Here is a 23,948-nt window from a genome sequence, read left to right as displayed (position 1 = left end):
GTATAACACCGAACATAAGCATAGCCGCCTAAATTACATTACGCCGTCAGAACGACACAGTGGAAAAGATACAGAAATACTGAGCCGTCGAGAGAAGGTGTTATCAGCACATCGAAGCAAGAAACCAGAACGTTGGTCAAAGAATATTAGGAACTGCCAGCCTATCGGGGCAGTACACTTAAATCCCGAAAGAGAAGCAGCTTAATAATCGACCAACTAGTGACAACTACCTTGAAAAACACCGTATCCCACACTCACCAGTTATCGCTATCTATACACTCCCTACAAAAGAGTTTCAAACCAGTTAAACAGCTAGTAATTCGCTCATTTATAGTCTCAGGCTCAGAGAGCCAACCTGAAGGCAACCATAAAAAACTGATGACAGTTGAACCGCGTACCCAACGTTTGCTCTAATACGCCTGATATATCGGTTAGCAGCCAATATGGTTATTGGAGTATTAAAGTCACTACCAGGAAAGAGAACGTCGTCGTAGGTTGCCATCACGCGCTCGAGTATGGCTCGTACTTTGGTTGGGATCGGACGGCGAATAGGCTTATTGGTCTTGCTGAGTTCTTTGGGGACAGTCCAGATACCCACTTTCATATCAAAGTGAGAACGACGAGCAAGGCGCAGCTCTGAAAGCCTTTTCCCCATAGCATAGTGAGTTGGTGAAGCGCCCAGGTAGTAGTTTTTAGCAAAGGACTGATACAAGGCTTGAGTCCCCTTCTTTAATGTAGGGACATAGTGTTTCAGCCAGTAGTGAACACAATCATCTAATGTGACGAATTCTTGCTCACCAGTGATAGCAATCTCAGGGTTTCGGCCTGATTCTCTCAATTCCATCATGATTTTATGTTTCCGCCTTGCCTCTTTCAGGGAAGTTGCGGGATACTTACCGATATTAATTCTCAGTTGTTTACCATTGAATCGGCAGCGATATTGAAAGGTGATGATTGCAAGAGGTGAGATACGAGCAATTAGACCATCCCCATCACTAAGTTGGGAAGGTCCATCATAGGTTTCAAGCTTGCTAATTGCTCTTAATTTTCGATCTATCAGGCTCATAGGATACCTTAATTTGGACACATCTAGAATTTTTTTTGGACACATATTTGGACACAAATGCAAATCCCAAGCGGAATTGACTCGGAATAAACTACTGTATATAAGAACAGTATAGCATTTAAAAGCCATTGTTAGAACAAACACTTACTACTGACTCAGTGGCTTCTGGAAATTATTATGAATAACACAAATGAGCCAACATTATTTTGGCTAGATTATGAAACGTCATTGCTAACACATTGATTTTATATCAAGTATTTCGTATCTAAATCATTAAAGGACGCAACTAGGACGCATCTGTCCATTAAATACAGTCTAAGCCTAATAATCATAGCAAAAAACCAACTAAGCCTACCCTGTTTCCGCCCCAAAATATCCCTTCGAAATCCACGTTTCCCCACCACTTACTTTCAACGAAATGCAACAATCACTACCTATTCGATCTAGCCTATTACCGCCCCATTTGCGTTTAAAGTTATTACTCATTGTCGATTTATGCCAGGCGCTTAACCCACGTTGACCTTTCCTTCGAACAATATGCTCTGTGGATATATACAGTTATAATAAAAATGCACCTATTCACCAATCACTAATGCGTATTAACGAGACAGGAATTGCTTGTTTTGCAAAGTACCTTTCAACCTATCTATATGATAATAAAAAGATTTAATCATTACGCTCGGCGTATACGAGGTCTCGTTAAATCGTAATGCTTACTTTGCCCGAATCCATTGAGTAGTTACCTATGCGTTTTAGTGGTTTAACTCATTGAAAATAATCTATTTTGTGAATATAGTGCCATGAATTAATCAGTACAGTTGCTGCGTGAAAGCGAGCATGCTGTTTAATACACTGTTAGGCGAATACGACAGCCATCAGTATTAGACATAGGTATAATATGAAATTTGAATCATTAATTAGTTCGTTGTTGTCATCAACAACATACGGGACAACAGAAGAGGCAATGCGTTCACCTCAGCGGTGGTTAAGACCAGAAAAATCTTTATATGTATACGATTTAGGCCTTTATAATGATTGCTTAGAAAAGCTATTTAGTTTGAACAAAAAGCTCTCAGCACGTTTTAGTAGGAAAACAGTTTTTGATTGTATTCAAAAGCAGATACCAGATCTAAAGTCTAAAGATAAATTAGAGGTTACTGAAGACAGTCTATTTGACGAACTTCTAGCTGTTAAAGCAAGAAGTGTTGTAGTTAAATCACCGATATCAGGCATAAGGCTAGATTCTGGTCTTCGTAAGTTTTCTCTTGGTGGATATACATTTGGGTATATGGAAGACCTCACGATGCCAATTTCTAATGAAAAAGGCATGTTCATTAGTATCACGATTGAAAAGGTATACGATAATAATTTAGCAATTCAAAAAGCTGAAACCGCTTTTTTAGACTTTATTCGATTGATAGTTTTCATTTCAGGAAAACTTGATAAAAGTATATATATATCACTTGGTCTACCGATGCATGCTGATATGACTCAAGAACAAATGTACGTTAGTACAAGTTCGTACCATGTTACAGATATAGAAGGTAAGCTACTTTCTGGTAACATTTCCAATAAATATGTTGAAAAGATCCCTGTAAACAATCCGTTTTTTTCAAAAAATAAGGACTTTGACAAGCTTTGGAGCCTGTTAACAAAAAAAATTAACGGAATAAAGGTTACGGACATCGAATCTAGACTACTTAATTCAGCACTTGCATTGGGTGAATCGGCATTTACTAAAGATAAAAAGAATTCAGTTATTTATACCTGTATGTCCGTTGAGTTGATGTTTTCATTCGATGAAGTTGGTTTCTATCAAAGGAGTATTGGTGAAAAGCTCTCTGATGTATTTACTTTCATTATAGCGAAAGATAAAGATTCTAGGCGTGAAACAGCAAAGTTGTTTAAAAATGTTTATCGCATGAGATCAGCCATAGTGCATGGCGGTGACAAGGAGTTAAATGATGATAATTTGTCCATAAACTTCTTAATGCGAGGGGCTATCTCACATATTATGAATAGTGAGAAATTTAAAGGGGTCAAGAATGTGGGGCAAATATATGAAATGTTAAGGGATGCACAAAACTCATACTAATTCGCCTAATCGGGTAGCCGGAGGTATTTCCCCTCCAGCCCCCACACCACCCTGTATGCGGATCCGCACAGAGTGGTTCTTTATCTTTTTGCGGAACATCCATGGCGTAGATAGCATGATGACGATTACGAAGTGCTTTCAGCTGATTATCTATTGACATGCCCCCCACTCTATCGCTAACCTATTAAAGTACTGGCAAAATCCAGTGCCGGGATTAGCCTCCTGAAACTTCTCAAGGCGCATTGTCGCCAGCTCTTGATGCTGGTTTTTTTATGCGTGACTTCGCACACCTGAATTATGGTGGACTGAGTCGGAGCACTTCGGTGCGCCGTTTCCTTGAGGGCGGTAAGGCTAATCCGGCTCAGTTCACCACCCAAATTTAGCCTTTTTGAGTGGTGTCCAATAAATTACTCAAGGAGGTCATCATGACCGTGCTAACTTCGCTACCTATCGCGCAACTCAGTCCCTCAGATCTCATTTCAATTTCCGACACTAACGAACTTGTCACTGATTCCCTAACCGTATCCAAGCACTTCAGTAAACAACACAAACATATCCTATCGAAAATAGAATCACTTGATTGCTCAGATGTTTTTGCGTCAGCCAACTTTTCGGCTCACGCACAAAAGATCACCGCGGGTGCCGTCATAAGAGATTCCAAGGTCTACCAAATGACTAAAGACGGTTTCATGTTTCTGGTGATGGGATTTACAGGAAAACGTGCAGCCGCAGTCAAAGAAGCCTACATCAACGCGTTTAACCTCATGGCAAAGCAACTCGCCAATAAAGCCTCATCAGTGCCTTCCAGTTACCGAATAATGACGCTCATTGAAGACGGCAAGGCCGTGGATTCGAAAGTCATACCCAATGATGCCTTTATCGTAAACAAGGCGCGGATTGCTTCCCTTGTGCAAGAAAGCAACTTGTTCAGTGTTGATGAGCTGCTAACGATATCGAATAGTGTCAATGAGAAAATTGCGGAGATTGCAAAAGTTAAGGACTTGCAGCTACATCAGCTGAAGAATCATTGATCGACTAGTAACGACAAAGGCTCGTGATAATGCGAGCCTTCGTTTGATCATATATAGTGTTGGCTGCGCAACAATATAACGAATGACGTTAAGGTGTGAGTAACGTAATACCAAAGTCTCCGCATACCACCTTAAACACTAAACGCAACGCATAGTAAAAATGCCACGCGTTGCGAATCACTCTTAAACAGTTTGTATAACTGGCTTATGTTAGTTATCTTGTAGTTTCCACTTGATAATTTCTTGAGCTTTCAGAAAGCTTTTTCCATGCCAATCTCCATAATTGGCAGAGATCGGATAACTATGATTAATATCTGTTAAATCATCCCACCATGGATCTTCTGATCGACCCAGCTCTGTATATACACCAGGATACTTATCTCCGCAGAATAACTCTTTGAAATCATCTTCATCAAGAGTTAGACCACCGCACTTCGAATAATAACCTTTTTCATCGCGAAGCGCCTTAACTAGCTCATAAAAACTAACCAGCTGTCGCTGACCTCCAGCCCCTACTTCATCACTTATATGCCATGTTCTGTGAAATATTTTAAATTTGTAATCATTTAATTTCACCATTATAAATGCTGGCGCTTCTTTTGAGTTTTTACGAACAAAGAATACTCGTTGCGGATTAAGATTTTCGATAACCTCTAGATACCGCAATGGTTCTCCAAACGTCTGTTCATCATTAGAAAACGGTGCTCTCTTACCCTCTATAACCCAAGTTTTGTTAACACCAAATACATCACAAAACCGCTCAATAAACTCAAATGTAGGCTCTTCCTTGCCTCGGAAAATATCTTCAAGTTCACTGACTTTATGTAGCTTCATGATTTGAGCTAATTGTGCAATAGTAAACTTCGAATACTCTCTTTTCTCGTTCATTAGTTCTAAAACTAAAACTAGCCGTTGGGAAATTTGACTGACTTCTGTTTCTGGTTCTGTTTGTTCCATTACAGGAGCTTCTATCTCGATCTCCTGATCCTTTTTTTGTCCTGATTCTATCGGCTTATTATTGAAAAAGTGGGTATAAAATGCAGTAACAACCACTACTCCAACTCCGGAAAACAACCACTCTTTGTTCTCGACAATGATTTCAAACACGTTCAACCTTTAATCCACCGATAAATATAAATTACTCGCAATTCTACGCACTCACACATTATTGGACAATGAGTTGAATAAAAGATGTAGTGAGCAACGCTTGTTATTTAACCTGAACCATTGCACCGTAAACACCAAAACTAACTTGAACTGAAAATGCCGAGCGTTGGGAATCTGTCTTAAACGCTTGTCTACAAATTTATTCAACACCGTACTTTTTTAGGTGCGCATAGCTCTTTTCAAAGCCAGTTTTTCCTCGCGTCAAACGAGACTTGATTGACTTATTTTTGAGTTTTGAAAAATCAGACTCAGATAGCGATTGGTTAATGACAAACGTTCTTCCACATGGCAATTGAACGCAATAGGCATAGTCTTGACTTGGTTGTGGTAAACTAGCTTCAAAGGAGAGATGTCCACCAATTACCTTGGGAAACTCAACTTTCTTGTTAGTGTCACTGCACCCGCAACTTTCAAACCATTCTATATCTTGATCCTCCGATGATGTTGCAATACCTATTGCTTGCACTTGAAGTGAATTAACGGAGTCGTTGGTGATCGTTAAAAAATCACGATATACATTTGAACGATTGAGATCTAGACGTACCTGGTACGTATCTTTTCTAAAAGTAATATATAAGGCTATGGCAGATACGATTAACGCAAATATAGAAATTGTAATACTAATTTTCTTATCCTCATTTGTGGTGATGTCTTACTTATTTGTATAACGCCTCAAACACCGGCTTGGTGAAGTTGGCGACTTTTTTGGAACAAAAAAGGTGACAGCTTTACCAAGTCCGCGTGCTTTGACTTGTTACGTGTTTTTCTCATTTGCTACTCAAATGCTCTTTGAGCTGCTCTACTGTTAAAGCTGGTCTTGTTCTGTGAATAATGCCATGACAGTTAGCACATACTGGAACAAGATCTTCTATTGGGTTTAAAACATACTCTTTTCTGATTTCAGAAAGGGGAATAACATGGTGAACATGAATGTATTTTTCGCCTATTGCACCATACACCTGCTCAAAGTTAAAACCGCAAGCAGCGCAACGATAGCCATGATGTGCGATGCACTTTGCTCTTGCATCTGCGCTACGTTCATAAGTATTTACGGAAACAGTTTTCGAGGCACCTTCAATATATCGCTCTGGAGTATCGACTTCTTCTGGAAACTGATTGCTCATTTCGCCGTCGAATGCATACCACTTGCCTCCGACTTTCTTTAGTAACTTTTTCGATAGCTCAGGAACAAAGCCCTCTATCTTTGCTGGGCCTATACCATCTTCATCTTTATTGGCGTCTGAGTATATCAGTGGGAAAGTTTGAAGCTCATAACCGTCCTCTTCAATAAGGCGAATATGCTCTCTCGACTGTTCGTATGCTGGCTGTTTTCTTCCTCTGCCACTTACTTTCCAAGTATCACTAAGAATGAGTGAAGTGTCACCATCAGTGTTTGTATCCCACGCGCCAAAGATAATAATCTTTTTATCTTCGTTGATGAATGACCAACTCCAAGTCCAGTTCCTACAAGTAGCGCCCTGCGATTCTATAAATTTCTTTCTGCTCATAATTTAGTAATCTGAACTCCGATAGACACGTAACAGTGTATTAAACAGCATGCTCGCTTTCACGCAGTTGTCATACTGGTTCTCTCATTACACTATGCTCATGAAAAATAATATTTTCAATGACTTAAATCACCAAACTCACAGGTAACTGCTCAATGGATTCGGGCAAAGTAAGCATTCAGATTTAACGAGACCTCATATACACCGAGCATTATGAGTAAAAGTTCTTTATTATCATATGGATAGCTGCAAGCACACTGTACAAAACAAATAATTCTTGTCTCGTTAATACCCAGTAGTGATCGGGGAATAGGCTATTTTTATTATAACTGTATGTATCCACAGTGCATGGCGCACCAAGGAAGGTCACCATAGGTTATACAACTAGCATGAATCGATGATGACCAATAACTCTAAACAAAAATGGCAGATGTGAGTCAACGAAGATATGCTGACTCATATAGATATCAATGCTCTCTTAAAAATCACGCCCTACCAGCATATGCCTTATTAAATCCATCAACCACCCGCTTCATATCACGTTCAAGATTCTTAATCCGAAGATCTTTATCTTTTTGCGGGACATCCATCGCATAGATAGCATTACGACGGTTACGAAGTGCTTTCAGCTGCTTCTCTGTTGATTTAAGCAACGGCATGAGCTTTAGCTTATCACCATACTCTGTCATGAACTTTGGCCGCTCTTCACCAAACGTAACCTTGGCCTCCTCCTTGATTTGCATTAGCTCCTCACGACGCTCATAGAACTTACTTTGGTCAGCATACGGCATGACCTTGCCTGATATACGGCTTAGGAACGCAACCTTGTTATCATCGATGTCACCACCAGATACCTTATCAATTAAGCCAGGCACTTTTACATCAGCAAAACGAAAAGCAGCACCGCCAAAGTAACCCACAAAGTACTTCATCACATCAGGGCTGATATCAATACCTCCAGAACGGAACGCACTGCCACCTGTTTGCTCATTTAGCCACTTGGCTACTGCTTTGTAGTGATCACCTGTTGATCGCTTCCCAAGGCTACTAGCAGGCATCTGAGTGCCGAAAGGCATGTTCTCTTGGTAGATATTACTGCCGAAGAAGTTCTCGTTTAGCGCAACCTCCACCACTGGCTTGAACACGGTTGGCGCAGCACCCTTCAACACTGTCCCCGAGACGGTTTCCGAACTATGCATGCCAATTGGTGAAAACGCACCAAGTGTTGCTAACGCCATACTGCCAGCGGCCTCTGCTGGCGTAGTATTGTCACTGTTCATTGCTGACTCAATACCCGATCCCATCACCGCGAAAATATTGTAGCCATATGGCAGTGGAATAGACCAGTAAGTACCATCGGCTTCACCGCCTACAAGGGATTTCATGATAACGAGATTACGCTCTTTCACGTAACTGGGTACTTTGTCATACCAGTTCACACCATCGTCATCCTCCCCTGCGGCACTACGATTCATCATCGCTATTGCAAAGGAGCCTGAAACAATGCCCACCGCAAGCTTTTGCGCTCGGTTTAAGTTGCCCCACTTGAGCTTACCGTCACCATTTAACCCAACCATGGTTCGAACAAAGTTTGCTGAACCTTGTATTGAGGCATTAGCAAACATGTACAGCGCATTCAGTGTCGTCCCCGACTCACCTCTACGGTTGAAGTTAACAGTCATGTTTTTCGCTAATGATGCTGCCTTCTTACGGCTCACTCCGACTTTACGCGCATTAACATAGGCTGATAGACGAACTGCGTTTTCAATGGATCCGTTCATGTTCTCAACAAAGCCGGTCACCATATCAAAGGTCTTGTACGCTTTACCTTTTGCTGTCCCGCTGGCCATCGCTACCATACGCTCAAGATCTTTGGCCTGCCCGTCTACGTCCTTCATATCGAACCAGCCAGTTTTACCGCCATCGGCCATAAACTCATCAAAGTATTGCTGCCATTCACGCCCCTTAGCGGTCTTGGCCTTCTTTCCCGTCAATGAGGCATAAACAGCTGGCATGGCCTTACCAATATCAGCTATCACCTGTTTAGCGATGTTCTTGCCCTTAATCTTGCCATCATCCCGGGTCTGCTCTGCTGATAGGTTCAACACTGCCGTTTGAATATCACGCGCAAAGTTACCAATGACGAACTCAGGGTTATACGTGGTGTTAACCGAGGCTAAGAAACGGTTGAACGTGGCCATGACGCGAATGAGACCGTTGGACGTATCCGGCCCTATATTCTTCATTGCGTTCATTAATCGCTGATCATGCAGCTTGATGTAGTACACCTTTCCGTCTTTCTTTGTTGGGAAGTAATGATCCGGCATCATCGACATAGGAACGGCGCGATCTTCGACGACCTTCTCTTTTTCGCCTGTCAGTGGATTTTTACGCTCAACAATCTGCGGGGCTTTATCTGGATTGTCATTGGTGAATACCTGCCAATAGTCCGACGACGGGTTGTCTTCAACCAGCTTCAGCAGTGAATTACCCACTTCATTTTTACGAGCGCGAACAAGCTTCTCGGTTAGATCAAGAATTGCATGCCCACTCGGTGATTCGGCTTGTGATTTACGGCCTTTGGCTGTCTTAGCCTCTTTACCACCGATACTGAAACCCTTACCGGTTCGAGGTAATGACGATTCATCCTTGGCTATACCTTTAAGCGGGACATAGTATTGATAATGCGCTTGCCAGGTATCGAGGACTTCATCTGTTTCCAGACCACTATCACGCAACACATCACGCTGCCGGGCAATCATTGCATCGACGATATGTGCCAATTCATCATACTGGCGCTGCTTACCACCACTGCGGATAGCATTGAGTTTGTCTTTAGCATCTTGGGTCTTCATACCGGAACCACCATCAGAGAACTTCGGATTGATGGAGGCAATGTATTCGTTACGCTCTTGTGCGTGACGGGCTATCAAATATTCATCCAGATCAGCCTGGCTGATATTGAACTTAGCCATCTTGTCAGCCAGTGGCTTAACAAACGTATCCTTCATGATCCGCAAATCATTCTCAGCCTTGCCGTGAAACAGTTCTTCAGCCAAATAGGCGTCGTTATCTTCGGTCACCGTTCCGCCGGCTTCTTTGATGTTACGTTGTAGTTCTTTGAGGACTTGGAACTTATCAGCCCACTTACGCGCAATAGTGGACTTAAGATTTTCAGTGGGAATATCAAAACCACCAGCTGCGGTCTCAGCCTTGGGCCCAGTCACATGAGCCGCGATCTTAGCGCGTGCCTGTGCAACGTCAGACAAAAAACTACTGGAGTGCTGTTTACTATTGGTCGCTGAACGACTGAACTTGGTACGAGAAAGACGACCGCTACCAGAACCGTCCGGCGGTGTGTTATCTGGCCCCCACTCATTTACCGACTTGATCCTATCCGTCAGGGTGTGAACAATATTATTGAGCTCGGCCTTTGTCATGTCTGATGGTGCCATCAAACCAACTTTACGTAACGCCTGCGCAATAGCTGCAACAATGCGATCCATCCATTGGCCGACCTTACCACGATCAACCTCTGCAGCATGTGCGATGACTTCCTCAACAAACCCATTCAGATCAGATTTATCATAGCTTTGCTCAACGTCACTGATTAGGTCCTTGAGATACTTAGATCCTAAGCCAGAGTAAACCGTTTTCAAGATGCGCCCATACTCGGTATCACCGACAACCGCACGTAGTCCGTGGTGAACTAGCACTTCATGGCGAAGCTTTTTCCGTAATTCTTTGGTATTGGCGATGTTGTCAGCCACAACGACAACGGATGCGCTCACTTCATCATAAAATGCATTTACCTTATAGCCGTCAAATGAAGCCCCTATCAACTTCTCGGCTTCCACTTGTGTTTGAACGACCTTAACAGATACAGCCGCGCCGCCATTGTACTGGCGCAACCATGATTTCACGGCCAGTTCGGCCTGTTTTAGTGGCATGCCCTTTTGATTGCCACTATCAATAGTCACACCCTCGCGTGAATACAGCATCACGCGGCCATCATCGAACTCATGCTGATCCATAACATTGAATAGATGTTCAAATGAACGTCGGATAGATTGGGATTCTGACTGATTAGGGTACGGGTATGAATGTTTGGCTTTACTGCCATCAGGTGATGCAACATTCCAGGCATCTTCACTGACTATGTTGGCGAGGAAATCATTAGTCGCGTTTTGATCTGCCAATTTAGCTATCAAGTAGGACTCAAACGAACGAGCGCTCATTTCAACAGGTGTTGACCAGTAATCCTTGCTGCGCCCAGCATCTAGCTTACGAGAGCGTTTTGCCAGGTCACTCTGATTAATGGTACCCATCACATCAGCAAATGTCTTGCGCATTTCAGCGCGAACAAGAGAATCCTCTTCAGCTCGGTATGATGGCTCTGTCATAAACGCATCACTGGATGAATTTGATCCAGTATTCATCTTGGCAAAGTAGTTATCCAGTGCATGCCACCATTCATGGCCTAATGAACCAGCACCACGATTCTTGGTCAGGTTGATAACCACCTTACCAGGTTCATAATGTGCTTTTGCCGGATCTGCCCCACCCTTACCTCGAGCACCAAAGGCCAATCCAAGTTCACCATTTAACGAAATAGCCTTAGGCGAGATACCAAGAATAGCGGCCATATCCATAAGTGAGTCATAGGCATCGTTAACCATTGATTGACGTTTCTTTTGATCAACCCAGTTACCGAATTCAACCCCACGGAAACCAAATACCTTGGCAAAATCATCTGCAGAGACATCACCACTCTGCCTCAAGTCTTCTCCGACACGAGGGTTATTCAGATCACGCCGTGGTGCCGGTATAAATTTGGCATTCTCTAACTTCTTAACAAGACCATCGTTATCTTCAATGGCTTTGAGACGGGCATCTTTGACTGACTCAATTGGTCCCTCTAAATCGATATAACCGCGACCCACCTTTTTACCAATGAAGTAACCATTCTCACCGCGCTTGGTGTAGATATCAAACGACACAGCTTTACGCTTTGCCTGATCCTTATTCATCAGCTCATCGTACTTTTCTTTAAACGCGGCAATGGCTTCTTCTTTGGTATTGCCATGGGCTATCTGTCTAGGCCAATTACCATAAAAACCACCACCAGATGCACGTTCAACAGTCCAGATAGTCTTTGGCGTTTCAAAACTCTCACCAGCAAAGAGGCTATAGTTTCCGCTGGTTAGCGCAAAGTTTGAAAGGCTGTTTTCATGCCCGACCACTTCATACAGTTCTGCGCGTCCGGCTATTTTGTGGCTTTCTCGGCTGGAAGCCTGCATCAGCATTGATTTAGCACGCTGCGGTTCAATCGAACCATTCACCGCACCTAATGCAATATCACGCATCATATGAACACTCTTGGCCCAACGCGCTAACTTAAATGCACTACGAGGTTTAGCCGTTATGCTATCGCGTACCGCTCGAAATAGGCTAAGTGCTTCGAGTGAAACACCTTGATTGAGCATTGCTTGATAGTTTGGCTGAGGCCAAGCTTTAGATAGCGTTAATTGCTGGATATCGCTATCGGTTTTACCTTCAATAGAATCGGCGTATGCATTCCAAACATCCTTCCGAGCACCGCCAATTTTTTCGCCTACATCTTCGAGTTTGGCCTTTAATGCAGACTCTGACTTATCTTCAGGATCTAAGCTGGCCAGTTCACGAGGTTTAGGTTTCTCGGCTACGGCTTCGACTTCATTTTTTCTATCGCTTCCTCTGTCGTTTTCTTCGATGCCTCCCACGCTTTGCTCTGCTCGCTGCCCGGTACCAGAATCATCGGGTCGATGCCCTGCGCTACCAGTCTGTTGTGGATTTTCCTGCCCTTCTCTAGCCCGTTGCGAAGCGCTTTCACTATCCGCTCCTTGGGTAACTGGTTGAGTGTTTTCCACGTTTGTGAGTTTTTGTCGATCGGCATAGTTTAACGCTCCAAGTTGTTCAATCAGTGAGGCCATCGTGATGAGGCCGGACTCATATTTATCAAGCAATAAATCACCCGCGTCAGGATCCGCAACGGCGGCATGCTTTATCGCCTCATCCAGTGCGGCTTCAACAGTTTCATTGTATTCACTTTCAGCCTGCGCAGTTGTGCTATCTGTCACCCAGTCCGGCAAAGCTAGGTCTGTTGTCACCTGATCAAGTTGCTGCTTACGCTTAGATGAACGAGTCTCACGCCGCATATCACGTTCAGCCCGTCGCGATTCAATACCGCCTGCCTGCTCAATGCGCCCTGTCTCAATGACATCCATTGCCTCATTCACAATCTCTGCCTGACGATCACCCAATCGAGCCCCTGTGAGTGCCTTTCCTATTGCGGTTTGTACTCTCTCAGCACCATACTCTCGCACCATATCTGCTAATGCCGAGCCTTGATGGGTTTCCGTCAACGCATCAGACTGAGAACTAAAGTGGCGTTCGCCGCTGTTAACTTCACCATCAACCAGATCAAGTACATCGTTGGCAGACAACTTACTGCCGCCTCGACTCGTAAACCCATGTTCGTTCAATAGCTCGGCCAGTTCATCGAATGTGCGGCCACCCGTTGCGGGGAATAATTTATTGCGCTTAAACGACGCTGGATCGATACCTTCAGATTGAGCAACTTCACGGTTAATGCCGCCAATTTTTGCGATTGCACCTGAAATGGTATCTATCTGCGTATTAATCTCTTTGCTATTACCCAGCGATGTTGCTTCATCAGCAAGTGAAACCAATCGCTCACGGTACTCAGGCCGGGTAAAACGCGCCGAACCTTTTAACCGCTGCATCGCCAATGGAATTTTTGCATCACGACGTTGAGCCAGGTATTTAAGCTGACGCAGCTTTTTCTTAGGGATACCGCCATCAAACTGCTGTTCACCGACCTGTTTATCAAGATCTGTTGTATCTACTTGTGCTGATTGCTGGCTTCGGCCATAGATAACACTGGGCCGTGCATCACTTGGTACTAATCCAGTTTTACCAACAGTATGGTATTCACCATCGATGACCACTGTATGACCATCAATTTGAGGCGTTTCGTCATTTACTGCGGCTGATTCTTCACGAGGGATAAACTGCTGACCTTTAACCTGTTCACCGCCGCTGAACTGAGGCTGCGAGGTTTGCTGTTCCATGTGATCATCAACTGACTCACGCTGCGGCGCATCACCGTAAATGATATTTTCACCTTTAAGGCGAGGCTGATGCTGTTGCTCAATAGAACGAAGTGATGCGGGTTCTGGTTGTTGCTCGCCTTGCTGCTCATCGGCTCCAATCCATTCCCCCTCAACGTCGCTAACTGCAGGTAGATTTTCAGTCGCAGAGACATCAACCGCTTCAGGATCCATGTTTACGGCCTTACCCTGTCGCTGATAAGCCGGAATATCGAAATCGCTCTGATCAACATCGGCGCTACCTTGCTGCTGTTGCGGTCCCGCTTCATGGCGTAATATTTTGCGAAGGTAAGCCGGGGCATCCATATCATTAGATACTTCAGCTTTCGTGTAGCTATCTTTGATTTTGGTTGCAGATGAGGCCGTAGAGGTAAGAATTTCTGATAGCGCCTGGCCTAAGCTAGAATCACGACCCACCATTTCTACCAAATCAATATTGCTGTCGTTTTTATATATCTCGGCAATATTCTTTACTAACTGCTGAGCAACGGATGGATCTACTTGGCTTAATGCTCGCAGTTCTGATTCCAACGCTTTAGCATCACGGGCCGATGAGCCGCCGAATAATCCCGACTTTCCATCCTTTGCTTTTAGATTGGCCTTTCTCAACTTGCTTAATGAGTTAATGATCTTAAGTTTGTGTCGATTGATCGAATCAATGCTGCTTTGCTTGGCCTTAAGTGGATCCGGTGTAAACTCTTTAGGCTCATTATTAAAGTCAGCAGTCGCAGATACATCAACCCGAGTAGTATCCGCTGCAATGTTGATCTCGGGACTTTCAGCTACTACCTCATTTGGGATTTCAGAGGCAACCGGCTGCTCAGGATTTACAGTTGCCGATACATCTACGGCATTTTCATCGACTGCAGTTTCTGCTTCAGGAATAGCACTCTGGTCAACACTGCGTAACCCACCGACAGTGCCCATGCCGCTGCCCATAACAAAGCCACCAATCAGGCCATTAATACCCGCATCCATAGCGCCAGAATCTAAATCTAAGTTTGTTCCTGCATGTTTGTTAGAAATTTCATTACTAACTCGTTGCGTTGTGTACTCTTGACCGAACTCCAATCCACCTTCTTTGGTACCACCCTTAAGAAATCCAGTTGCAGCACCACGCAAACCACCTGCACTTTTTGCTGTTCCGCTTAACACAGCACGAGATAATGCGACATCACCGAACCCAGTAGCAAGAACACTAGCAGCAATAGTCTTTGGATCTGTCATCGTATCTTGAGATGCAATATTACTCACTCGTTCCTTTGCTAACTCAAATTTCTGTTCGTTAGATAGCCCTGTATTCTCTGGATCGGCATGGATATCGCGAAAAGCCTGAATATAAGTTGGTGATTGCATCAGTTGCTCATGACTAGCATTTAATAGCATTTCACGAGCTTGAACACCTTGGGAACCTACATCACTAGCCACGCCGACACCTAATGCCGGTGCGTTTTTGATTGCATTCAATGTATGAGGAAGTGCCTTTTCTGCCATTTCAGCAGAAACACCAGATCTAAGCATTAATCTTTTAATATTGGGAGCAAGATTATCGACAGGTACTTTTCGTGTAGCTATCATGGTTGCAACTGTTGGGGCCATGTAACCCACTAAATTGGCGAACTGGATACCCCAAACAGCTGGATCGCTAGATACTTCACCGTCACGATAAAATGGTGTATGCATTGCTTTTTGTGCATCGGAACTCATAGTAGCTTGCACTGAGTCAGCCCATCCGCCTAGCTTATCTACTGCAATATTTGATAGCGACTTACGCTTATCCTCAAAAGGAGTTGGTTTAGCTTCGGTTCGTAATTCTTCAGGCACTCGCTGCATATATGCTTTTTCTGTGCTTGAGTGATTAATTTGATTCGGTATTTCAAAAATACCCTGAACAGACCTCAATCCAGAAGTTGTTGCAGCTTTTAAAGCATCGCCAACACTTACTTCTAAATTTTCAGGCTTTGGCTTTTCGATATAATCAAATGGATTAAACCCATCAGAAAGCTCATAGTTTTCTGACATGTCTGTTTTAGCTTGTACCGTAGCTTTAGGATTAATGTCGCTGCCTAGCAGTTTATCGCTCATGTGAACCCCATAAAATTGCATAAAAAAACCACCACCCCTTTCGAGGTAGTGGCTTAGGTGTAGCTTTCCATAATGTATTCAGTATGCTTTGCTTTTCGGCAAAGAACGAGACGTTACCTTGCTCGATAAGCGTTAATTGCTAACTCGCTATCAACAGAATTTAATCCCAGTATCTTATCAGCATCAGAATCAAACTGAGCTTTACGCGCAAGAGCAGCTTCAGATTCTGCTTTTTTTGCTGCGTTATCATTAAACATCAAAGTCAATTTATCTGCAGGAATACTAGATATGTCAATATTGGCTCGTTTTAAAGCATTAATAAATCCAGCTCGGTTTGGATCTTTTGCAGTCCATGAAATATAAGGTGCCTCATCTTTTGGTTTAGAGTCTACACCATTCCCCACTTGAGGTACGCTCGATAAACCATACAACGAGTTAATATCATCCATACCAGCCTTATACTGTTCATCAATGCTTTCAATAGCTCCTTTGCGATCATCACCTGTAAGCAATGGATCTATCTTCGCAAGTGAATCTCGTTTCCACGTCATCAACTTGGTTACAGCACCACGGTACTCTTTTCCAAAACCAGAGTTACCCCCTCTCGTCGCATAGCGTAAACCTTGCAACGCTTTGTTATCTCGATGCACCTTCTCGCGCCATGCAACATTTTCGGCATGACGCTCTTCTTCACGATTTAAATTATCTGTGTATCGCTTATCTTCAACTTGTTGGCGTTCATCGGCACGACGCAAACTATCTGCACGAGCTTCTTTTCGGTCTTGGCGGTCGTAATAGCTCTCCATCATTTGAAAGCCACGAAATGCACCATCCATAAAGCCGCGAGTGTCTAGGTTCATTACGCCCCCGTAGCAGCGACAGGCTGCGGTTGTTGTGTTGACTGTGTTTGTTGAGGTTGTGCTTGCTGTGGGAATAGCGATTGATAGTGATCGCTGTGCATGAGTTTTTGCGCTAGAGCAAGTTGACCCGACAAATCGCCCATGGCTGACTGTAATGGGATCACCATAGGATTATCGTCTTTTGCAGTGCTACGATTTTTGGTAATAGGTCGAACACCGCCAGAACTGCCATCTTCATAAAACACTTCAATGGCTAACACGATACCCGGCTGATCACCAGCCATATTGGGATCAATATCAGCTAACAAATCAATATGGGCCAACTGTGCTTTAACAATGGTTTTACCTGACTCGTCTTTTTGGCCGATTACTTTATCGATGTTTTTTCGGTAGACAAGATTCAGCGCATCAATTAGAACCGCTGGCTTTTGTTTTCCGCTAATCACTTGAGGCATCAGCTTTGCTACTTGGCTAAATGCCTGCATCAATTCAGGTGTGTAGCGCTTAATGTCATACGCTGTGTTAATTATGGCTGGGTCATCAAATATAGGGTTAATCTCACCAGTCTTAATAAACTCACCCCAAGCAGCCTCAATATCTTGCGCGGTCACACCTTTTTTTGCAGTATCAACTTCAGCAATAGCTTGCTTAATGTTGGGTTGCTGCGCTGTTGCATTGCGTAAACCCTGAACCATAACAACTCCTAAAATAATTCGCCAAGAATAAGGCCACCAACAGCCCCAATAGCCATACCCATGGGGCCACCAACACTACCAGCTTGCATTCCCACCATTGCTCCCATAGCAGCACCGCTTCCCATTGCGCTCATTGTCTGAGTACGCTCTGCGGTCTTCAGCTGTTTATTCATGCGATCAACCTCTTCTTCCCGGTTAGCCGCATCACGTAAACCCGACATGGCTTGCTTTCGGGTATCACCACCTAATTGCAGAACTGAATACGACATTACATTCCTCCGCCAACATTCATTTGATCGCGTAGTCCCATATTGGCCCCAGATAGAATTGACATAGAGCGATCTTGCTCATGTTCACGCACTGCATTCTTGGCACCCGCAACCCCGAGAGCCTGACGAGCGGCATTAGATTCACTGTCTTCAGCACTTAAACCAAATCGCGCCATATTATTGGCATTGCTTTGAGTCGCGGCTCGCATTGAACTTTGCATGTTTTCATCAACGCGAGTTAACTGCTCTTGAGCCAGTACCCCGCTTGATGCCTTCTCAAGTAACTCTTTTTGCTTTGGGTAGAAACGCTCATACCAATCGTCATACATTGCACGAGTTAGTTCTGCATACGTGTCTGCTGCTATACCCATTGTCAAACTTCCTTATGAATACATGGTGCCGCTAGGGTTAGTGAAATGATCATAGGAATTCAGAGGCTTTACAGTTGAACTACCATCAACACTGGCACCATCCATGCTCGCTGTACCGCCTACGCTGCGTAATCCTGCCGACACTCCCGCCCCTGCAACGGTCCCCACCAACTGCTGATTAGCCGCACGACGATTAAAAGAGTCTTGTGCATCTGCTGTCGCTTTTCTCAAACTGGCATTCGCCACACTTCCCATACCCGCTAGTGCCTCGGATTTTTGCCCCATCCCTAATGCGGTAACATCCTGCAGACCTGCAATATGTTTATCTTGTTCTGCAGTTTGAGCGCGGTTAACTGTATCAGCCTGCTGGATAGTCTGATCTGAAGTAATATCAGCCATCGTGCTTTGGTATTTTTCACTGCTTGGATCAACACCAGCAGCCGCCATCTGTTTACCCGTTTGTTGCCGGGCATCACTAAAGCTTGATGCGTAGGCCAGATCTGTATCTTGTTTGGTCTTGGCCATATTTTGCTTTGAGTTAAAGCTATCAACTCGCTGAATGAAGTTATCCTCAAAACCCTTTAGCTCGCCTTTGTAAATATCCCATTGCTTATTGGCAACTTCTGCCGCAGCCTTTTGCGCTTCAGTCTCTTCTACTTCGTTAGTTCCGCCACCCATTGCGCCCCCTAGAGTGTTTTTGTCCAGTGCATAATCCGGTTATCGCTCGGTGTCATTTGCCACCCTTGCATCTCTAGAGATGGAATTAACCCAACGACAACCGTGTATAACTCTAATCCTCGTGCCCCAATATCACGAGACAACCGCTCAATGGTGTGCTGATAACGGCTGATCGCACTATCACCCCAGTTAAATGCAAACATCACATTGACGGTAACGGTGCCGCCCTGAGATAGCGGTTGCAGAACAAGAAAACCATCTTGCGCCACAAAAAGAAAAGCCCTCTCACTTGAAAGGGCTTTGTCAACTTCATCACTGAACTGATGACTGTTTCTCTGCTCGATGGTCTGGATAACAGGTAATAGCTTGCTTCTGTATCGAGACCATTCACTTTTAACTAATTCAGTCACAGCACATCCTCCATTGTTGGGCGTTTAGAATATGGAAATCCTGCTTGGGATGGGTAATCACACAGGAGAACGCGATACTGGTTAAGCTGTTCCATCGTTGCTGACCCTTTATAGCTCAGCGATCCAAACTCCCTATCATTTCGAAGCTGATCTAACGATCTCAAAACGCCCCTCATTTCCATATCCCGCCAGTCTCGCTCTTCATTACATTTGTTCTGTCGCTGGTAATCTGCCTCATCCACTTCTGACCAACTAGGATGAATAGTTACACCCTGTGGCACCTCAGCCGTGCCCATAAATTCAACTTCACCGCCCCTATAGAGAGCAACAATTGTGTTTGTGTTGTCAGCAAATTTGTACATCATGGTTTACGCTCATAATTTTTAGCCCACACTTCGCAATAAATTGAAGCAGCCCTTGAATTTAAACCAGCCTGCAAAAAACGATTGTGGCTGACACCTGACTCTGTGTGAGCGGAGAATTCCCCAAAGTCACCGCGGTCACTGGGGCCAGCGGCTTCCCAGTCATGAATATATTCACAGCGAAACAAACCTACAGGCGTATTAAACGTTAGGTGGTGATTACCATAGTGGCTCGGCAGTCCTCCTTCCCACGTATGAGCATTCCCCGCCGCGTCCTCATAGCGAATATAGAATCGTGTCGGCGTGAACCCTTCAGTGCGAGGGACTCTTATTTTTATGCCAGAAACCCCAGAATCAGAGTTACCTAACGTTGACCAGCGGAACCGCCGTTCAGTTTTATGCCTCGTATTGTTGTAATTTACAATGCCACAATGACGCGTCCAAAGACCGCCTGTCATTGCCTGCGATAAGTTCTCATAAAAAGAATACCCAGCAAGAATTTTGCCACCGTCAGGGTACGTCAATTCCCCCTCAACGGTGAATTTTCTATCTGACTCGATAAAAGTTGAGCCGTATATCGTTACGCCATTTATACGCGTTCCATTGATGTCACCACCGACGATAGTGCTACCTTGCAACGTCCCACGAGCTGTCAGCCGATCGGTATATACACTTCCATCATTGGTGATAAACGTATGGTAACCGCTGTAATCGCCATTCACGCCGAAACCAGCATCACCCCCTCTGATTTTTGCACCGTTTACCACAGGGGAAGTAATTTGCACCCCTGCTACCACTTCATCAGCAACGATCGTCTGAGCCTCTAAAATCTGAATCGTCGCTTTTTCAATTAAAGCTTTAGGGATGATCACATTCCCTTTATCTATCGCAAACAATGGCTGAGTTTCACCACCTTCTGTATTTGGGTCGAAAACCACAAACTGCGAAGCTGACACCGCCACTTGGCTAGTTCCGTCAGACTTAGCCAAGATACCGATGCCAGCCTTAATATCGCCAGCCTGAGCCTTGGTATTCCACATGGCTTGATGCGCTGCAGTACCATCTTCATTAATGGAGCTGATTGCCTGGCTGTTTTGCTGAACGGCGGCAACTACGCCGTCAATTTCCGTCTGAACCGTATCAACTTTATCAGCGACAACCTTATCGCGTTCTGCGGTGACTTTATCGAGCGCCGTTATCGAGCCAGCCAGTGCTACATCAGCTTCTTTAAAGGCGGCTTCCACACCAGACACTCTTTCCGCCAGTGCGCTGTCAGCATCCGTGAGCACCTTATCCATCTCTGTAATATTTGCGTTAACTTCCTTTATTTTTTCATCCGTAATCTTATCCGCTTCCTGATAAGAGGCTTCAAGTTCGGTGATCAACTGAGCCAATGCGCTATCTGCATCTGCAAACGTCTTCTGAACCGAAGTGATTTTAGCGTTAGTGGTTTGAGTTGAAGATTCACCGGCTACTTTAAACGCCGCATCCATCTGTGCGATCTGTTGCGCTAATATGTTGTCATCAGTGGCGACTACTTGCGATAACTCAGAAATTACACCTTTAATTTCACTATCTGCAGTTTCATAATCTACCGCTACTGAGTTAATGCGCTCTGCTAGCACCTTATCCGCATTCACCAAAACAGTATTGAGCTCTGTGATATTCGTCGTGAGAGTGCTGTCCGCATCTTTAAATTCAACTCGGATTTGTTCGCCAAGCGTAACGAGTGCTTTGTTTGTATCAACAACTGCACTCTCAATCTCTTTAATTGATGTTGAAGCCTGCAAATCACCCGCTTTATATTCCTTTTCAACGCGTGAAATAGCCTGTTCAAACCGCTCACTTGTGCTGCTCAATGCCCCCTCAAGTATCTGGTCAGCTGAAGCCAACTCCTCTTTGGCACTATTAATCGCCGCTTGGGATGCTTGATCACCATTGCTGATATCAGATACCAAGCTCTGAATTAACTCAGAACCCTTCATCTGCTCACCAATATCATCAATGATGCCGCCAATACCTTGATTGGTAGAAACCTTTACCCCATCAACACCATGAAATGGTCCCGCAAAATCCTTAATATTTACAAACCGACACCAGTAATAAAACGTAGAGCCAGGATCAACAATGTCGCCAAAAACAGTAGCGGGTGTGGTAGCGATTAAAGCAGCTTGCTCGAGCGCTGGCGCAGTGCCATCAACATCAGGGGCCGCACGCCATATCTCAGCATGCGCAAAACCTTTGAATGTTGGCGGCCGCCATTCAAGCATGATGGATCCAAACCCACCATAAGCCATGAAGCTAACCGGGGCATGAGGAACATTAACAGGAACATCGACACCTGGCACAACAGGGATCACCGGCTTAGTTACTACCGAACCGTTACCGCCACGGCTAACACTGATTAACCCAAGGCTTGCCAATTCCCTAACCGTTATCGCCCTATCTAATCCATTGCCTCGCTGGCCCGTCAGTAGTTCTATGTTTTCTTGTACTGCAGCCGTATCTCGTCCTGCACGAAAGCCGGCTTTATTACGATTTGGAGCCACCACTACATCAACTCCTGCATGGAACTGGCGATCACAATCCGCTCTACCTCTGCTGCACCTCTCACCTCAACTTGCCAATTCGTTGCACGAACAGCGGGTAAGCGAAAGCCCCTCTCACTGAGTTGACCTTGTTCGAGAGTAAAGATTGGCTTGCTGTCAGCGAAAATCGTCACCGAGAGATTAGCGATGTTTGGAGAGACAATACGGGCGCACGACATAAGTGAATCAACGGGCAACTGGAAGACTTTGCTGCGCCAGGTGACTGGACAGTCATCAGTCCCACCCTGCCAGATACTCATTTCCTTGCCTTTCACAGTGAATAGCTGATCACGTTCAAGATCTGCATAAGCGCAGTCCCAGCGATTTGAGATCTGACGAAAGTCTTGTGATACCGGATCGAAGATAAAACCGCCACCCTCATAAAGAGCAACATACAACCCCTCAGAGGCCCAAGCTTTGATGGTATGTGGCCGTTTATCCTGCCACTGCTGACGAGTAATAAGCTGATCTGTAATGGTTATCGCACCATCTGAACCAACCGCAACAATGCCGTCTGGTGATGCATACAGTACTGTGCCATTAAGAACTACAATCGAATCCTTGCTAATACAGGCCTGCTCGCTCCCTATTTTTGTACCGTTGATCGCACTCGGAGTAACCCCAGAGAAGATAAACGGGTAACCCTTAGTTGCCACAACCAAGCTTGTACCAATCGCGGCAATGCCTACAATCTCGTGCTCAGTGGTACCGCGATAACCTTTGGGCCATGCGTATGGCAGGTATGCCTCTGAAAACATCACTTCGTTTCCAGCAAATCCCGCACAAATACCGTTAGCCATTTGGCATAAGCCACGCATGTTCTCATCGGGCACATCAAAGTCCCACGTTTCAAGAATTGGCGCATTCAGCGTTGCAACGCTATCAGCATACTCAGTTTGAGAGATAGGTAACTCAGCAACCAGCATGTATTCAGCGCCAGCACTGCTAGTCACGGTACGGTATAGGCGAGTATGAGTAAGGTTATGTGTATTGACGGACGGGCGAACCAAACCGATATCAACCGTTGAGCCTGGCTTTTCAACCAAAAGCTCAGTACTTGGCTTTGATGGTGCGCCTTCTTCACCAAACCGGCTGACATAGGTTTGGATGTAGTATCGGGTTTCATCATCAAAAATAGCAGGCTCACCTTCCGGTGGTTCCGTTCCCGTAGAGCTGTCGACACGATTGATCAGCGGCGCAACATCCGGTGCTGGAATGCCCAAATCATAACTAGCCGCAGGGCTAACTGGACCAATCGCAATATCTTGTGCCGTCACCTTTGGTACGCCATCACCCGTGAAGTAGACTCGCTGCCATTCATCTTGTGCCATGGGATTATGGATGGCTTCAATATCCTTGGCCCATACGAACCAATGATCATCGGTGTACTTAAACAATGTGCTTGCCGCAATGGGCAGCGTTTGTTGGTAAGAATCGATTTTAAGTGGAGCAACAATACCATTTTCAAAGTGGCAATCTTTAGCAATTGTCGCAGCTTCGTTAGGTAACAAATGAGGCTTTAAGCGAGGAACCTGCCCCTTCATCACAACAATATTAATCTGCATATGACCTCAAAATAAAAAGCCTCACA

At 44.7% G+C, this 23,948-nt stretch carries 15 protein-coding genes and 1 pseudogene; 3 read left to right on the top strand and 13 right to left on the bottom strand.

Features of this window, described 5'->3' with window-relative positions; translation table 11 throughout:
* Positions 1 to 205: pseudogene (locus tag L4D12_RS20760) on the top strand (IS3 family transposase); the annotation flags it as partial.
* 123 nt (positions 206 to 328) lie between these two features.
* On the opposite strand, the gene L4D12_RS20755 reads toward L4D12_RS20760, so the two are convergent.
* Positions 329 to 1,066 carry an integrase arm-type DNA-binding domain-containing protein gene (locus L4D12_RS20755; protein ID WP_428449745.1) on the bottom strand — a complete coding sequence of 246 codons (738 nt, stop codon included), beginning with the start codon at positions 1,064 to 1,066 and terminating at the stop codon, positions 329 to 331.
* A gap of 898 nt (positions 1,067 to 1,964) precedes the next feature.
* On the opposite strand from L4D12_RS20755, the gene L4D12_RS20750 reads away from it, so the two are divergent.
* Entirely contained in the window at positions 1,965 to 3,161 is a 1,197-nt protein-coding gene (locus tag L4D12_RS20750) for a hypothetical protein (protein ID WP_428449744.1), read from the top strand.
* Positions 3,162 to 3,586: 425 nt separating this feature from the next.
* Positions 3,587 to 4,192 (top strand): Rha family transcriptional regulator, encoded by a 606-nt coding sequence (locus tag L4D12_RS20745; protein WP_428449743.1) that lies wholly within the window; start codon positions 3,587 to 3,589, stop codon positions 4,190 to 4,192.
* A gap of 210 nt (positions 4,193 to 4,402) precedes the next feature.
* Here the strand turns inward: L4D12_RS20745 and L4D12_RS20740 are convergent, their stop codons facing one another.
* The 12 genes from L4D12_RS20740 to L4D12_RS20685 all read right to left on the bottom strand — a co-directional run bounded on the left by L4D12_RS20740 (position 4,403) and on the right by L4D12_RS20685 (position 23,922).
* Complete coding sequence (locus tag L4D12_RS20740; protein WP_428449742.1) at positions 4,403 to 5,299, bottom strand: helix-turn-helix domain-containing protein; 897 nt, start codon at positions 5,297 to 5,299, stop codon at positions 4,403 to 4,405.
* Between the two features lie 827 nt (positions 5,300 to 6,126).
* Positions 6,127 to 6,867, bottom strand: a complete 741-nt coding sequence (locus L4D12_RS20735) for an HNH endonuclease (RefSeq protein ID WP_428449741.1) — start codon at positions 6,865 to 6,867, stop codon at positions 6,127 to 6,129.
* A gap of 485 nt (positions 6,868 to 7,352) precedes the next feature.
* Complete coding sequence (locus tag L4D12_RS20730) at positions 7,353 to 16,124, bottom strand: LPD5 domain-containing protein (RefSeq protein ID WP_428449740.1); 8,772 nt, start codon at positions 16,122 to 16,124, stop codon at positions 7,353 to 7,355.
* Between the two features lie 113 nt (positions 16,125 to 16,237).
* Positions 16,238 to 16,984, bottom strand: coding sequence for a hypothetical protein (locus L4D12_RS20725; RefSeq protein ID WP_428449739.1), 747 nt, complete (start codon positions 16,982 to 16,984; stop codon positions 16,238 to 16,240).
* On the bottom strand, positions 16,984 to 17,679 hold the full coding sequence (locus L4D12_RS20720; protein WP_428449738.1) for a hypothetical protein: 696 nt from the start codon (positions 17,677 to 17,679) through the stop codon (positions 16,984 to 16,986). Before L4D12_RS20720 ends, L4D12_RS20725 begins: the two co-directional genes overlap by 1 nt.
* 8 nt (positions 17,680 to 17,687) lie before the next feature.
* Positions 17,688 to 17,948, bottom strand: coding sequence for a bacteriocin (locus tag L4D12_RS20715; protein WP_428449737.1), 261 nt, complete (start codon positions 17,946 to 17,948; stop codon positions 17,688 to 17,690).
* Positions 17,948 to 18,319 carry a hypothetical protein gene (locus L4D12_RS20710; RefSeq protein ID WP_428449736.1) on the bottom strand — a complete coding sequence of 124 codons (372 nt, stop codon included), beginning with the start codon at positions 18,317 to 18,319 and terminating at the stop codon, positions 17,948 to 17,950. Before L4D12_RS20710 ends, L4D12_RS20715 begins: the two co-directional genes overlap by 1 nt.
* A gap of 12 nt (positions 18,320 to 18,331) precedes the next feature.
* The gene (locus L4D12_RS20705) at positions 18,332 to 18,997 is read right to left on the bottom strand and encodes a hypothetical protein (RefSeq protein ID WP_428449735.1); all 666 of its coding nucleotides are present in this window, start codon (positions 18,995 to 18,997) and stop codon (positions 18,332 to 18,334) included.
* Positions 18,998 to 19,005: 8 nt separating this feature from the next.
* Positions 19,006 to 19,407 carry a hypothetical protein gene (locus L4D12_RS20700; RefSeq protein WP_428449734.1) on the bottom strand — a complete coding sequence of 134 codons (402 nt, stop codon included), beginning with the start codon at positions 19,405 to 19,407 and terminating at the stop codon, positions 19,006 to 19,008.
* Positions 19,404 to 19,772, bottom strand: coding sequence for a hypothetical protein (locus L4D12_RS20695; RefSeq protein ID WP_428449733.1), 369 nt, complete (start codon positions 19,770 to 19,772; stop codon positions 19,404 to 19,406). Before L4D12_RS20695 ends, L4D12_RS20700 begins: the two co-directional genes overlap by 4 nt.
* Positions 19,769 to 22,321 carry a phage tail tip fiber protein gene (locus tag L4D12_RS20690; RefSeq protein WP_428449732.1) on the bottom strand — a complete coding sequence of 851 codons (2,553 nt, stop codon included), beginning with the start codon at positions 22,319 to 22,321 and terminating at the stop codon, positions 19,769 to 19,771. Before L4D12_RS20690 ends, L4D12_RS20695 begins: the two co-directional genes overlap by 4 nt.
* Positions 22,321 to 23,922 (bottom strand): hypothetical protein, encoded by a 1,602-nt coding sequence (locus tag L4D12_RS20685; protein ID WP_428449731.1) that lies wholly within the window; start codon positions 23,920 to 23,922, stop codon positions 22,321 to 22,323. Before L4D12_RS20685 ends, L4D12_RS20690 begins: the two co-directional genes overlap by 1 nt.
* Positions 23,923 to 23,948 lie beyond the last annotated feature (26 nt).

This window comes from Photobacterium nomapromontoriensis (assembly GCF_050336815.1).
Lineage (GTDB): Bacteria > Pseudomonadota > Gammaproteobacteria > Enterobacterales > Vibrionaceae > Photobacterium > Photobacterium nomapromontoriensis.
Note: the sequence above shows the minus strand (reverse complement) of the source record. Positions and strands in the feature narration are given on the sequence as shown.